13 protein-coding genes are annotated in these 13,663 nt (G+C 75.0%); 3 read left to right on the top strand and 10 right to left on the bottom strand.

The genetic code is table 11. The features are described from left to right. Window positions 1–330 precede the first annotated feature (330 nt). Both CHB98_RS17565 and CHB98_RS21815 read left to right on the top strand, forming a co-directional pair. The gene (locus CHB98_RS17565) at window positions 331–1,746 is read left to right on the top strand and encodes an OFA family MFS transporter (RefSeq protein WP_089306876.1); all 1,416 of its coding nucleotides are present in this window, start codon (window positions 331–333) and stop codon (window positions 1,744–1,746) included. Then, window positions 1,743–1,889 carry an MFS transporter small subunit gene (locus CHB98_RS21815; RefSeq protein ID WP_179224630.1) on the top strand — a complete coding sequence of 49 codons (147 nt, stop codon included), beginning with the start codon at window positions 1,743–1,745 and terminating at the stop codon, window positions 1,887–1,889. Before CHB98_RS17565 ends, CHB98_RS21815 begins: the two co-directional genes overlap by 4 nt. 170 nt (window positions 1,890–2,059) lie before the next feature. Here CHB98_RS21815 and CHB98_RS17560 read toward each other — a convergent pair whose 3' ends face one another. The 9 genes from CHB98_RS17560 to purD form a co-directional block, all read right to left on the bottom strand. Continuing rightward, a complete protein-coding gene (locus tag CHB98_RS17560) occupies window positions 2,060–2,449 on the bottom strand; it encodes a sterol carrier family protein (RefSeq protein WP_089306875.1) in 390 nt (129 codons plus the stop codon). Then, window positions 2,449–4,737 carry a phosphoribosylformylglycinamidine synthase subunit PurL gene (gene purL, locus CHB98_RS17555; protein WP_089306874.1) on the bottom strand — a complete coding sequence of 763 codons (2,289 nt, stop codon included), beginning with the start codon at window positions 4,735–4,737 and terminating at the stop codon, window positions 2,449–2,451. The genes CHB98_RS17560 and purL overlap by 1 nt, the downstream gene beginning before the upstream one ends. Beyond that, window positions 4,734–5,405 carry a phosphoribosylformylglycinamidine synthase subunit PurQ gene (purQ, locus tag CHB98_RS17550; protein WP_089306873.1) on the bottom strand — a complete coding sequence of 224 codons (672 nt, stop codon included), beginning with the start codon at window positions 5,403–5,405 and terminating at the stop codon, window positions 4,734–4,736. Before purQ ends, purL begins: the two co-directional genes overlap by 4 nt. Window positions 5,406–5,408: 3 nt before the next feature. Further along, on the bottom strand, window positions 5,409–5,648 hold the full coding sequence (gene purS / locus CHB98_RS17545; protein WP_089306872.1) for a phosphoribosylformylglycinamidine synthase subunit PurS: 240 nt from the start codon (window positions 5,646–5,648) through the stop codon (window positions 5,409–5,411). Between the two features lie 137 nt (window positions 5,649–5,785). Continuing rightward, entirely contained in the window at window positions 5,786–6,679 is an 894-nt protein-coding gene (locus CHB98_RS17540; RefSeq protein WP_179224628.1) for an endonuclease domain-containing protein, read from the bottom strand. Window positions 6,680–6,808: 129 nt separating this feature from the next. Further along, window positions 6,809–7,561: an alpha/beta fold hydrolase gene (locus CHB98_RS17535; RefSeq protein ID WP_089306870.1), complete on the bottom strand. Its 753-nt coding sequence runs from the start codon at window positions 7,559–7,561 to the stop codon at window positions 6,809–6,811. 1 nt (window position 7,562) lies between these two features. Continuing rightward, window positions 7,563–8,423, bottom strand: coding sequence for a phosphoribosylaminoimidazolesuccinocarboxamide synthase (locus tag CHB98_RS17530; protein WP_089306869.1), 861 nt, complete (start codon window positions 8,421–8,423; stop codon window positions 7,563–7,565). Further along, window positions 8,420–9,727, bottom strand: coding sequence for an adenylosuccinate lyase (purB, locus tag CHB98_RS17525; RefSeq protein ID WP_089306868.1), 1,308 nt, complete (start codon window positions 9,725–9,727; stop codon window positions 8,420–8,422). Before purB ends, CHB98_RS17530 begins: the two co-directional genes overlap by 4 nt. Before the next feature lie 45 nt (window positions 9,728–9,772). Then, on the bottom strand, window positions 9,773–11,029 hold the full coding sequence (gene purD / locus CHB98_RS17520; protein ID WP_089306867.1) for a phosphoribosylamine--glycine ligase: 1,257 nt from the start codon (window positions 11,027–11,029) through the stop codon (window positions 9,773–9,775). Window positions 11,030–11,302: 273 nt separating this feature from the next. Between purD and CHB98_RS17515 the strand changes: the two genes are divergently transcribed. After that, window positions 11,303–12,313 (top strand): glycerophosphodiester phosphodiesterase family protein, encoded by a 1,011-nt coding sequence (locus tag CHB98_RS17515; protein WP_245821323.1) that lies wholly within the window; start codon window positions 11,303–11,305, stop codon window positions 12,311–12,313. Between the two features lie 7 nt (window positions 12,314–12,320). Here the strand turns inward: CHB98_RS17515 and CHB98_RS17510 are convergent, their stop codons facing one another. Further along, the gene (locus CHB98_RS17510) at window positions 12,321–13,610 is read right to left on the bottom strand and encodes an adenylosuccinate synthase (protein ID WP_089306865.1); all 1,290 of its coding nucleotides are present in this window, start codon (window positions 13,608–13,610) and stop codon (window positions 12,321–12,323) included. Between the last annotated feature and the right edge of the window lie 53 nt (window positions 13,611–13,663).

Here is a 13,663-nt window from a genome sequence, read left to right as displayed (position 1 = left end):
ACGACCGCCTCGCCCGGGCCGGGGTCCGGCACGGTGATCGTCTCGACGGTGACCGGTGCACCCTTGCCGCGGGCGACGACGCCCCTCACCTGGTGTGGCATGCAGCGGAGCCTATGCCGGGGTGGTGCCGCGGCGGCCGGTGGAGTTGGGTGCTCCCGAGTGGCGCACGAGCCGGTCGTGGGCAAAGATGCGGTCTCCCGCCTCAAGTGAGACTCCCCACCTGCCGAGCCATACGGGCGACGGGGACGTACCGTTCCCGCGGGTCCGTGACCTCGCGCACAGACCCGTCCGCCGGGGGAACCCGGAAGATCCCTGACCGGAGGTCCGTTCGTGGCAGTACCGAGCTTCCTGGCCCGGGAGCGCACCATCGCGCGTCCCGGCTTCAACCGTTGGCTGATCCCCCCGGCGGCCCTGGCCGTGCACCTGTCCATCGGCCAGGCGTACGCGACCAGCGTGTACAAGAACGCGCTCGTCGAGCACTTCGACGCGAGCCTGACCGAGATCGGTATCATCTTCTCGATCGCGATCGTCATGCTCGGCATCTCCGCCGCCCTGTTCGGCACCTGGGTGGACCGGAACGGCCCCCGGGCGGCGATGTTCACGTCGGCCGTCTTCTGGGTCAGCGGCTTCCTGGTGGGCGGCCTGGGCATCGAGACCGGCCAGCTGTGGCTGCTCTACCTCGGCTACGGCGTCCTCGGCGGCATCGGCCTCGGCATCGGCTACATCTCCCCGGTCTCCACGCTGATCAAGTGGTTCCCCGACCGCCCGGGCCTGGCCACCGGCATGGCGATCATGGGTTTCGGTGGCGGCGCCCTGATCGCCTCGCCGCTGTCCCGCCAGCTGATGAACTTCTACGACCCGGCCTATGACGGCACCGCGGGCACGGTGCCCAGCGGCGAGGCCGTCGCGGCGCTGTTCTTCACCCTCGCCGTGATCTACCTGGTCTTCATGATGTTCGGGGCCTTCATCGTCCGGGTGCCCGCCAGTGACTGGCGGCCCGCGGGCTTCGACCCGTCCTCGGTGAAGAAGAAGTCGCTGGTCACCTCGGAGAACGTGTCGGCGAACAACGCCATCAAGACCCCGCAGTTCTGGCTGCTGTGGACGGTGCTCTTCTGCAACGTCACCGCGGGCATCGGCATCCTGGAGCAGGCCGCGCCGATGATCCAGGACTTCTTCCGCGACGGCGAGCTCTCCACGGTCGCCGCCGCCAGCGCCGCCGGGTTCGTCGGGCTGCTGTCGCTGTTCAACATGGCCGGCCGGTTCGTCTGGTCCTCCACGTCGGACTTCATCGGCCGCAAGCCGATCTACATGGTCTACCTCGGGATCGGCGCGGTCTTCTACGTCCTGCTGGCCACCGTCGGCAGCACCGCCACCTGGCTGTTCGTGCTCTGCGCCGCGGTGATCATCTCCTTCTACGGCGGTGGCTTCGCGACCGTCCCGGCGTACCTGCGCGACCTGTTCGGCACCTACCAGGTGGGCGCCATCCACGGTCGGCTGCTCACGGCATGGGCGGCCGCCGGCGTGGCCGGGCCGCTGATCGTCAACGGCGTCCTGGACACCCAGGGGACCCCCGGTCAGCTGGTCGCGGCCAACTACCGCCCGGCGCTGTTCATCATGGTCGGCCTGCTGGCGGTGGGCTTCGTCGCCAACCTGCTGATCAAGCCGGTCGCCGAGAAGTACTGGGAGCAGAAGGCCACCACCCCCGCCACCGCACGCGCCAACCCGGAACGGAGCGCCGTCCGATGAGCCACACCGTCACCGACGACCGGCAGCAGCAGACGCACACCCCGGTCGCCCTGATCGGCCTCGCCTGGACCCTGGTGGGCGTCCCCCTCGCCTACGGGCTGTACAACACGGTGAAGGCCGCCAGCGCGCTGTTCTCCGGCTGACGACCGCACCACCCCGCACCACCGCAGCGCCCCCGCCCGGATCCGGGCGGGGGCGCTGTGTCATCCGTCGTCCTACCGGACGACACCGCGGCCAGGTGCCGTACCCGGCCACGCCGAGCCGCCGCGCGGGCCCCGCGGCGGGTCCACCCGCGACTCGATCCCGCGGGCCGTCAGCTGGCGCGCCGCAGCGGGGGCAGCGGGAGGTACTGGCCGAGGTCGGCGCGGCTCCCGCTGGCGTGGACCCTCCCGTCGGCGACCGCGTCCTCCCAGGCCAGCTCGCCGGCCGCCAGCCGCAGCCAGGTGGCCGCGTCGGTCTCGACCACGTTGGGCGGCGTACCCCGGGTGTGCCGGGGTCCCGGCACCAGCTGGACGGCGACGTGCGGGGGCACCCGCAGCTCGACCGACCGGCCGGGCACCTGCTGGGCCAGCCAGCGGGCGCTGGTCTTCACCGCGGCGCCCAGCACCGGCCGCGGGGGCGGCCCGGCCTCCCCCGCCAGCCAGGCCCGGACCGGGTCGACCGCGGCGCGCAGCTCGTCGGCCGGGATCGGCTGGGCGGGCATCAGCTGGTCGGGACGGTCCCCGCCGGGACGCTGCCCACGGTCGCCTCGGGCGTGCCGAAGAGCGCCGGCAGCGTGGCGCTCCAGGCGGCCCGCAGCTCGGCCAGCGGCAGCTCGGCCACGCCCTCGACGGCGAGCCGGTCGCCGCCGGTCGTCCCCAGCTCGGTGACCGGCACACCGGCCCACTCCGCGGTGACCCGCACCGCCTCCGGGTCGGTCGTGGTGACGACGGCCCGGGCGGCCGACTCGCTGAACAGCGCGGTGAACGGGTCCTCCCCGAGCGCCAGCGTGGCCCCGGTGCCGTACCGCAGCGCCGACTCGGCGAGCGCCTGCGCCAGGCCGCCGTCGGCCAGGTCGTGCGCGGAGGTGACCACCCCCTCGCGGCCCAGCGCGGCCAGCAGCTCGCCGAGGGACCGCTCGGCGGCCAGGTCGACCGCGGGCGGGCGGCCGCCGAGGTGCCCGTGCGCCACCGACGCCCACGCCGAGCCGCCGAGCTCCGGGCGGGTGACGCCGAGCAGCAGCACCGTCTCCCCCGCCGCCCGCCAGCCGGTGGGCACGCGCCGGCGGACGTCGTCGTGCACGCCCAGGACACCGACCACCGGGGTCGGGTTGATCGCGACGTCGCCGGTCTGGTTGTAGAGGCTGACGTTGCCGCCGGTGACCGGCAGGCCCAGCTCGCGGCAGCCGTCGGCCAGGCCGCGCACGGCCTCGGCGAACTGCCACATCACCTCGGGCTCCTCCGGGGAGCCGAAGTTCAGGCAGTTGGTGACGGCCAGGGGCCAGGCGCCGCTGACCGCCACGTTGCGGTAGGCCTCGGCGAGGTTGAGCTGGGTGCCGGCGTAGGGGTCCAGGCGGGCGTACCGGCCGTTGCCGTCGAGGGCCAGCGCGATGCCGCGGGAGCTGTCCTCGTCGATGCGCACCAAGCCGGCGTCGTCGGGGTGGGCGAGCACCGTGTTGCCGCGGACGTAGCGGTCGTACTGCTCGGTGACCCACGTCTTGTCCGCGCCGTCGGGGCTGGCGACGACGGCCAGCCAGTGCGCGGCCAGCTGTTCGGGCGTCTCCGGGCGGGGCAGCGCGGCGGGGTCGTCGGCCTGCAGGTCGTCGAGGTCGGCGGGGCGCCGCATCGGGCGGTCGTAGACCGGGCCCTCGTGGGCGACGGTGCGCGGCGGGACGTCGACGATGCGCTGCCCGTGCCAGTCGACGGTGAGCCGGTCGCCGTCGGTGACCTCGCCGACGACGGTGGCCAGCACGTCCCACCGCGCGCAGACGGCGAGGAACGCCTCGACCTTGCCCGGCTCGACGATGGCGCACATGCGTTCCTGCGACTCGCTCATCAGGATCTCGGCCGGGGTGAGCGTGGGGTCGCGCAGCGGGACACGGTCGAGGTCGACGTGCATGCCGCCGGTGCCGGCGCTGGCCAGCTCGGACGTCGCGCAGGACAGCCCGGCGCCGCCGAGGTCCTGGATGCCGGTGACCAGGTCCTGGGCGAACAGCTCCAGGCAGGCCTCGATGAGCAGCTTCTCGGTGAACGGGTCGCCGACCTGCACGCTCGGCCGCTTGGCCGGGCCGTGCTCGTCGAAGGTCTCGCTGGCCAGCACGCTGACCCCGCCGATGCCGTCGCCGCCGGTGCGCGCGCCGAACAGCACCACCGTGTTGCCGGCGCCCTCGGCCCGGGCGAGGTGCACGTCCTCGTGCCGCATGACGCCCACGCACAGGGCGTTGACCAGCGGGTTGCCGGCGTAGCACTCGTCGAAGAGCAGCTCGCCGCCGATGTTGGGCAGGCCCAGGCAGTTGCCGTAGCCCCCCACCCCGGCGACGACGCCGGGCAGCACCCGGGCGGTGTCCGGGGCGTCGGCGCGGCCGAAGCGCAGCGAGTCCATGACCGCGACCGGGCGCGCGCCCATGGTGAGGATGTCGCGCACGATGCCCCCCACCCCGGTGGCCGCGCCCTGGTAGGGCTCGACGTAGCTGGGGTGGTTGTGCGACTCGACCTTGAAGGTGACCGCGTAGCCGTCGCCGACGTCGACCACGCCGGCGTTCTCGCCGATGCCGACCAGCAGCGCCTCGCTGCGCGGCAGGTCGCCGAAGCGGCGCAGGTGCACCTTGGAGGACTTGTACGAGCAGTGCTCGCTCCACATCACCGAGTACATCGCCAGCTCGGCGGTGGTCGGCCGGCGGCCGAGGATGTCCCGGATGCGGTGGTACTCGTCGCTCCGCAGCCCCAGCTCGCCGTACGGCTGCTCGACGTCGGGGGTCGCCCGGGCGTGCGCGACGGTGTCGACGGTGCTCACGCCGCGACGACCGCCGTCAGCACGCTGGTGAAGAAGCCCAGGCCGTCGGTCGACGGCCCGGTGAGGTCCTCGACGGCGTGCTCGGGGTGCGGCATGAGGCCCACGACGCGGCCGTCGGCGCTGCTCACCCCGGCGATGTCGCGCAGGGACCCGTTGGGGTTGCCGCCTGCGTAGCGGACGGCGACCAGCCCCTCGCCCTCGAGCCGGTCCAGGTCGGCCGGTGCGGCGACGTAGCGGCCCTCGCCGTTCTTGACGGGGACGACGACCTCCTGGCCGGGCTCGTACGCGTTCGTCCAGGCGGTGTCGGCGCGCTCCACGCGCAGCGCCTGGTCGCGGTTGCGGAAGTGCAGGTGGCCGTTGCGGGTCAGCGCGCCGGGCAGCAGGCCGGCCTCGCACAGCACCTGGAAGCCGTTGCAGATGCCGAGCACCGGCATCCCCCGGCGGGCCCGGTCGACGACGTCGGCCATCATCGGCGCCCGCGCGGCGATGGCGCCGGCCCGCAGGTAGTCGCCGTAGGAGAAGCCGCCGGGCAGCACGACGGCGTCCACGCCCCGCAGGTCGTGGTCGGCGTGCCACAGGGCGACGGCCTCCGCGCCGGCCAGCCGGACCGCGCGCGCGGCGTCGACGTCGTCCAGGGAGCCCGGGAAGGTGACGACTCCGATGCGCATGCCTCAGCCCCTCGGCAGGTGGAGTTCGACGTCCTCGATGACCGGGTTGGCCAGCAGCGTCTCGGCGATCTCGCGCAGCTCGGCCTCGTCCGGCGTCCCGTCGACCTCGAGGACGAAGTGCTTGCCCTGGCGGACGCTGCGCACGCTGTCGTGGCCCAGCCGGCCCAGCGCGCCGAGCACCGCCTGCCCCTGGGGGTCGGAGATCTCCGGCTTCAGCACGACGTCGACGACCACCCGGGACACGCGGAGGAGACTACCGGGGCGGTCCCGACCACTCCCCGGGCGCGGGCGGCGTCTCCGCCGTGCGGTGACCGCGACCCGGCCGAGATCGGCGGTGTGGTCGCCACACGGGTGGCTTCGCGGCCGGATCGCCGATCTGGTCACCGGGTCAGCGCGCGGCGGATCTCGGCGACGACCTCGTCGGGCCGGCCGAGGACATCGGCCGAGGTGAACCGCAGCACCGTCCACCCGGCCGCGAGCAGCGCGTTCTGCCGGCGCAGATCCCGGACGAAGACGTCGCGCTCACGGTGGACGTCACCGTCGAACTCCACCAGGACCCGGTGGCCCGGCCATGCCGAGTCCGCACGGCCGAGGAGGGTCCCCGCCGCATCCCGGACCGGGTACTGCAGTTCGGGGCTCGGGAGCCCGGCGGAGTGCACCAGCCAGCGCAGCACCGACTCCATCGGCGACTCCGCCCGCGGATCCCCCACGGGCAGCACGGCGCGCGCCCGGGCGCAGCCCCGGCCCTCCGGGCGGAGGACCAGCGCCTCCTGCAGCTCTCGACGGCTGGCCAGGCCGTTGAGCAGCTGATCCGTCACCGCCAGCAGAGCCGGGGGTGCCAGCACACCGGCCAGGTCGCGCCAGGTCCGCGCCGGCGTGGTGACCGGCATGGACCACTGCCGCACGACGTCGCCCGGCTCCACCGGGATCCGGTAGAGGCGCCGGTCGGCGCTGCTCCCGGCCTGCGACGCACCGGGGACGGTGAGGTGCACGCGCTGGTCGGTCCGGCCCTGGAGCGGGACCTGCAGGTGCCACACGTCGGCCGCGGAGAGATGGCTGAGCACGGCCCCGGCCGGCGCGGTGAGGAGGACCGCCGCGAACCGGACCCGGAGGTCACCGGCGAGCGACCGCGGCAGGTCGGTGTCCCGGGACAGCCGGGTCACCTGCGGGTGGCGCAGTTCCCGCTCGGCCAGGCCGGCCTCTCGGAGGTGGGACCGAGTGGTCGGTCCGGTGATCTTCGACGGCGGCATCCGCTCGGGCACGGCGTGCACCATCGCCGATCCGCGCGACTCACGCTGACGCCGTCCACAGGTCTGCGCCCGGATCGGCGGTGTGGGCGCCATGGGCCGCTCGTCACGCCCACGTCGGCGATCCGGCCGGACGGGGCGGCGGGCGGCCAGGGGTCAGCGGGCGTCCAGCAGGGACCAGACCGCGTCCGGGGCCTCCCAGTGCGCGTTGTGGCCGGCCCCCGGGAGCAGCACGGCACCGGGGTCGACCCGTCGCATCGCGGCCAGGCCCACCATCGGGTCGCCGTCCCCCGCGGCCAGCCGCAGCGGCGCCACCGCGCGGGCGAGCACCTGCTCGACCGGCGGGCCGACCGCGCCGAACGCCCGCGGGTCGAACGCGGCCGCGTAGCCGCCGTCCACCGCGCGCACGCCGGTGGCGGCCACCTCGGAGGACGGGTCCACCAGCCCGGTCAGGCCGGCCAGCCGCAGGTGCCGCTCGGCGGCCGCGGCGGCCGTGGGGAACACCTGCGGCAGGCGGGCGGCCAGCGACCGGGCGCGGGCCACCTCGTCGTCCGTCCAGTCGATCTTGACGCCGACGGCGACCACCCGGGCGACCTCCACGCCGTACCAGCCGCCGGCCAGCACCGCGCCGACGACGCCGCCGAACGAGTGGCCCAGCACCGTCACCCGCGCGGCGCCGGACGCGGCCACCAGGGCGGCCACGTCGGCGGCGTGCACGGCGTAGCCGTACGGCGGCTCGGCGGGTGAGCGGCCGTGCCCGCGCAGGTCCGGCACCGCCCACGGGCCGGGCCACGAGGCCTCGGCCAGCGGCAGCAGCCGGTCCCAGACCGCGCCGGTGGCGCCGAGCCCGTGCAGGAGCAGGAGCAGGTGGTCCCCGGAGCCGCCGGAGCGGTGCGCGATGCCCGGCACGTCAGCGGAAGGCGGTGCCGGTCAGCCGCTCGTAGGCGGTGACGTAGCGCTCGCGGGTGGCCTCGACCACGTCGGAGGGCAGCTCCGGCGGCGGGGAGACCCGGTCCCAGCCGGAGGACGTCAGCCAGTCGCGGACGTACTGCTTGTCGTAGGAGGGCTGCGCGGCGCCGGGCGACCACAGCGTGGCCGGCCAGAACCGCGAGGAGTCGGGGGTGAGGACCTCGTCGCCGAGGACCAGTCCGGAGGCGTCCAGCCCGAACTCGAACTTGGTGTCGGCCAGCACGATGCCGGCGTCCCGGGCGACCTCCGCGCCGCGGCGGTACAGCGCCAGCGTCAGCTCCCGCAGCTGCTCGGCCCGCTCGGCGCCCACGGTGGCGACGACCGCGGCGAAGTCGACCGCCTCGTCGTGCTCGCCCTGGGCGGCCTTGGTGGACGGCGTGAACACCGGCTCGGGCAGCGCCGAGCCCTCGACCAGCCCGGCGGGCAGCTCGACGTCGCGGATCGACCCGGTGCGCTGGTACTCGGCCGTGCCGGAGCCGGACAGGTAGCCGCGGGCGACGCACTCCACCGGCAGCATCTCCAGCCGGCGGACCAGCACCGCCCGGCCCGCGACGGCGTCCGGCACGTCCGTGGCCGAGACCAGGTGGTGGGTCGCGCCGGAGCCCGCGAGCACCGGCGCCAGCCGGTCGAACCACCACACCGACAGCTGGGTCAGCACCCGCCCCTTGTCGGGGATGGGCGTGGGCAGCACGTGGTCGTAGGCGGAGATCCGGTCGGAGGCGACCAGCAGCAACCGGTCGGGGCCGGCGTCGTAGACCTCGCGCACCTTGCCGCGGGCCACCAGGGGCATCGACAGGGTCACGTCAGGGCCGCCACGCGGTCGAACAGCGGGCCCAGGGCGGCCACGTACCGCTCGGGCCGGCAGATGTCGTCCAGCCGCGCCTCGTCCAGCTCCACCCCGGCGTCCTTCGCCCGCACCCGCAGCGTCTCCCGGAACGGCGTCCCGCTGGTCCAGGTCTCCATCGCCGCCGACTGCACGAGCGCGTAGGCGTCCTCCCGCGAGGCGCCCCCCTCGACCAGCTCCAGCAGCACCGCGGAGGTGTAGATCAGCCCGCCGGTGGACTCCAGGTTGGCCCGCATCCGGCCGGCGTCCACCACCAGGCCCTCCACCAGGCCGGTGGTCAGGTGCAGCAGGTAGTCGGTGGTGACGGCCGCGTCGGGCAGGAACACCCGCTCGGTCGAGGAGTGCGAGATGTCCCGCTCGTGCCAGAGCGGGATGCCCTCCATCACCGGGACGACGGCGGCGCGCACCACCCGGGCCAGCCCGGCGATCCGCTCGGAGCGGATCGGGTTCTTCTTGTGCGGCATCGCCGAGGAGCCCTTCTGGCCCGAGCCGAAGGCCTCCGACAGCTCGCGCACCTCGGTGCGCTGCCCGTGCCGGACCTCCAGCGCCACCGTCTCGCACACCGTGGCCACGATCGCCAGGCAGGCCACCCACTCGCTGATCGAGTCGCGCAGCACCACCTGGGTCGAGGCGTCGGCGGGCCGCAGGTCCAGCGCCGCGGCGACGGCGACCTCGACCGACGGGTCGATCAGGGAGTAGGTGCCGACCGCGCCGGAGATGGCGACGACGCCGACCCGCTCGCGGGCCGCCCGCAGCCGGTCCCGCGACCGGGCCGCGGCGAAGGCGAGGTCGGCGACGCGGTGACCCCACACGTCGGGCTCGGCGTGCACGCCGTGGGTGCGCCCGACCCGGATGGTGTCGCGGTGGGCCAGCGCGTGGTCGCGCAGCACGGCGACCAGCCGGTCCAGGCGGGCCAGCAGCAGGTCGGTGGCCTCGGTGAGCTGGACGGCCAGCGCGGTGTCCAGCAGGTCCGACGACGTCATGCCGTGGTGCACGTAGGCGGCGGCCGAGCGGGGCTGGGTGTTGTCCGCCCAGGCGGTGAGGAAGGCGATGACGTCGTGCTGCGTCGTCTCCTCGATCTCCGCGACCCGCTCCGGCGTGGGCGGCGGCGCGGTGCGCACCGGCTCGACGACGTCGGCGGGCACCCGGCCGGCCGCGGCGTGCGCCTCGAGCACCAGCGTCTCCACCCGGCACCACAGCTCGTACCTGTGCCGGTCGCTCCAGACCCGCCCCATCTCGGGGAGCGTGTACCGCTCGATCACCGCTCGTCCGCTCGTCGCACCACGCCGCCAGTCTCCCGCGCCGGCTCAGTCGACGGTGATCCGCCCCTCGACCGCGGCCAGCGCGATGTCGGTGCGCCAGTGCGCGCCGGCCAGCCGCACCCCGGCGACCCGCTCGTAGGCCGACTGGCGGGCGGCGGCGAGGTCCGCGCCGACGGCGGTGACCGCGAGCACCCGCCCGCCGGAGGAGCGCACCGTCCCCTCGGCGTCCACGGTGGTGCCCGCGTGCAGCACGCCCTCGCCGTCGGCACCGGTGACCGGGTCGCCGGTGCGCGGCCGCTCGGGGTAGCCGGGGGCGGCCACGACGACGGTGACCGCGGCCCCGTCGAGCCAGCGCAGCGGCGGGTGCCCGGCCAGCGTGCCGGTGGCCGCGGCGTGCAGCAGCCCGGCCAGCGGCGTCTCCAGCAGCGGCAGCACCACCTGGGTCTCCGGGTCGCCGAAGCGGGCGTTGAACTCCACCACCCGCAGCCCGCGGGAGGTCAGCGCCAGGCCGGCGTAGAGCAGGCCGGAGAACGGCTCCCCGCGGCGGGCCATCTCGTCGACCGTCGGCTGCAGCACGGTGGCCAGCACCTCGTCGACCAGCCCGGGGGGTGCCCAGGGCAGCGGGGCGTAGGCGCCCATGCCGCCGGTGTTGGGCCCGGCGTCGCCGTCGTCGCGGCGCTTGGCGTCCTGCGCGGGCAGCAGCGGCAGCACCGTCGTCCCGTCGGTGACGGCGAACAGCGACACCTCCGGGCCGTCGAGGAACTCCTCGACGAGCACCGCGCCGCCGGCGTCCAGCACGCGGTGCCCGTGCGCGACGGCGGCGTCCCGATCGGTGGTCACGACGACGCCCTTGCCGGCGGCGAGGCCGTCGTCCTTCACCACGAACGGCGGTCCCGCCTCGTCCAGCGCGGTCTCCAGCTCCGCCGCACCCCCGACCGGCCAGGACCGGGCGGTCGGGACGCCGGCGGCGGCCATGACGTGCTTGGCGAAGGACTTGCTGCCCTCGAGCTGCGCGGCCTGCGCCGACGGGCCGAAGCAGGGGATGCCGGCGTCGCGGACCGCGTCGGCGGCGCCGGCGACCAGGGGCACCTCCGGCCCGACGACGACCAGGTCGGCCCGCCAGGACGCGGCCAGCGCGGCGACCGCGACCGGGTCGGCGGCGTCGACGGCCGCGGGCTCGGCGACCCGGGCGGTGCCGGCGTTGCCCGGGGCGCAGGACAGCGCGGTGACCGCGGGGTCGGAGGACAGAGCGACGCACAGGGCGTGCTCCCGGGCACCGGAGCCGATCACGAGCACGCGCACGGACGCGGACCCTACCGACCGGCCGCCCCGCAACCGCCCGGCGCGCGACCCGCCGGCCGACGGCTCAAGCCGACGGGCCGACCCGCCGATGTGTGTGAGATGAGACACGTGGAGACGGACGAGTCGCAGGTCAACGCGCTGTCCGCCGGATCGTGCACGACCGGTCGGCGCGCGTTCGCCGTCCCGACACCTGCCTCGGGTGTTGTAGAGGACATGCACGCGACCGCGGTGCCGTCAGCACTCGCGCCCATGCGTCCCGGCCGCCCTGTCGTGGTGGGCCACCGAGGGGCCACGGCCTACCGACCCGAGCACACCACGGCCAGCTTCGAGCTGGCCATCGACCTCGGGGCCGACCTGGTCGAGCCCGACGTCGTGGTCAGCCGCGACGGTGCGCTCGTCGTCCGGCACGAGAACGAGCTCTCGCACTCCACCGACGTCGCCGGCCGGCCGGAGTTCGCCGACCGACGCACCACCCGCGTCGTCGACGGCCGCGAGCGCACCGGCTGGTTCACCGAGGACTTCACCCTCGCCGAGCTGCGCACGCTGCGCACCGTCGAGCGGATGCCGGCGCTGCGCCCCCTGAACACCACCTACGACGGCCGGGAGGGCATCCTCACCCTCGCCGACGTGGTCGGCATCGCCCGGCGCCGCTCCACCGCCGACCGGCAGGTCCGGGTGCTGGCCGAGCTGAAGAAGCCCAGCTGGTTCGACCACGAGGCCGGCGTGCCGATGGCCGAGCTGGTCGCCGCCGAGCTGCGCCGCCTCGGGTCGGCCGGCCCGGACGGCACGGTCGTCGTGCAGTCCTTCGACGCCGCCGCGCTGCGCCGGCTGCGGGCCGACCTGGGGCACCGCGGGCCGACGATGCTGCAGCTGGTGGACGACGCCGGCTGCGACGACCACCTGGTCACCCCGGCCGGCCTCCGCGAGGTCAGCACCTACGCCCAGGGCATCGCCCCGAGCCGCCACCGCATCCTGCTGCGTGACGCGGACCAGGCGATGACCGGTGTCTCCGGCCTCATCGCCCAGGCCCACCGCGCCGGGCTGCTCGTCGTCCCGTGGACGCTGCGCCCGGAGAACGCCTTCCTGCCCCGGCACCTGCGCCGCGGAGAGGCCCCGAGCGGCACCGGTGACATGCGCACCGAGGCCCGCCTGTTGCTCGCGCTCGGCGTCGACGGGCTGATCACCGACGCCCCGGAGATCGCCGTGGCGGCCCGGGCCGAGCTCTACAGCCCGCGCCCCAGCCGGACGTCGTCCCGGTCCGGAGCGGTGCCCGGCCTGCGCTGAGCCGGGTTCAGCCCAGGAGGTCGTGGACGACGACGTTCTCGTCGCGGCCCGGGCCGACGCCGATGACGCTGATCCGGGCGCCGGACAGCTCCTCCAGCCGGCGCACGTAGGCCTGGGCGTTGGCCGGCAGCTCGGCGAAGGACCGGCAGCCGCGGATGTCCTCGTACCAGCCGGGCATCTGCTCGTACACCGGCTCGGCGTGGTGGACGTCGGTCTGCGTCATCGGCATCTCCTCGTGCCGGACGCCGTCCACGTCGTAGGCCACGCAGACCGGCACCGTCTCCAGGCCGGACAGCACGTCGAGCTTGGTGAGGAAGTAGTCGGTGATCCCGTTGACCCGGCTGGCGTAGCGGGCGACGACCGCGTCGAACCAGCCGCACCGCCGGTCGCGCCCGGTGGTCACGCCGACCTCGCCGCCCTGCTTGCGCAGGTACTCGCCCCACTGGTCGTGCAGCTCGGTCGGGAACGGCCCCGACCCCACCCGTGTCGTGTACGCCTTGAGGATGCCGACCACCCGCTGGATGCGGGTCGGCCCGATGCCGGAGCCGACCGCCGCGCCACCGGCGGTGGGGCTGGACGACGTGACGAACGGGTAGGTGCCGTGGTCGACGTCGAGCAGGGTGCCCTGCGAGCCCTCCAGCAGCACCCACTCCCCCGCGTCCAGCGCGTCGGCCAGCAGCAGCCGGGTGTCGGCGATCCGGTGCCGCAGCTGGTCGGCGTACGCGGCGTACTCGGTGACGACCTCGTCGACGTCGATGGCCTTGCGGTTGTAGACCTTGACCAGCACCTGGTTCTTCTCCTGCAGCGTGCCCTCGAGCTTCTGCCGCAGGATCGACAGGTCCAGCAGGTCCTGCACGCGGATGCCGGTGCGGGCGACCTTGTCGCCGTAGGCCGGGCCGATGCCGCGGCCGGTGGTGCCGATGCGGCGCTTGCCGAGGAACCGCTCGGTGACCCGGTCCAGCGCCCGGTGGTGCGGCATGATCAGGTGCGCGTCGGCGGAGATGACCAGCCGCGAGGTGTCCACGCCGCGCTCCTCGAGGCCGGCGAGCTCGCCGATGAGCACCTCGGGGTCGATGACCACGCCGTTGCCGATGACCGGGGTGCACCCGGGCGTGAGGATGCCAGACGGGATCAGGTGCAGCGCGTACCGCTCGCCGTCCGGGGTGATCACCGTGTGCCCGGCGTTGTTGCCGCCCTGGTAGCGGACGACGTACGGCACGCGCCCCCCGAGCAGGTCGGTGGCCTTGCCCTTGCCCTCGTCGCCCCACTGGGCACCGATCAGCACGATCGCCGGCATCTCGCTGTCGTCCCCTCGACTCGTCACCGGCGGTGGACCGGCTGGCAGGTGGC

This window comes from Geodermatophilus pulveris (assembly GCF_900188375.1).
GTDB classification, from domain to species: Bacteria; Actinomycetota; Actinomycetes; order Mycobacteriales; family Geodermatophilaceae; genus Geodermatophilus; species Geodermatophilus pulveris.
The sequence above is the reverse complement of the archived record's forward strand: the minus strand, read 5'-3'. Positions and strand labels throughout refer to the sequence as shown.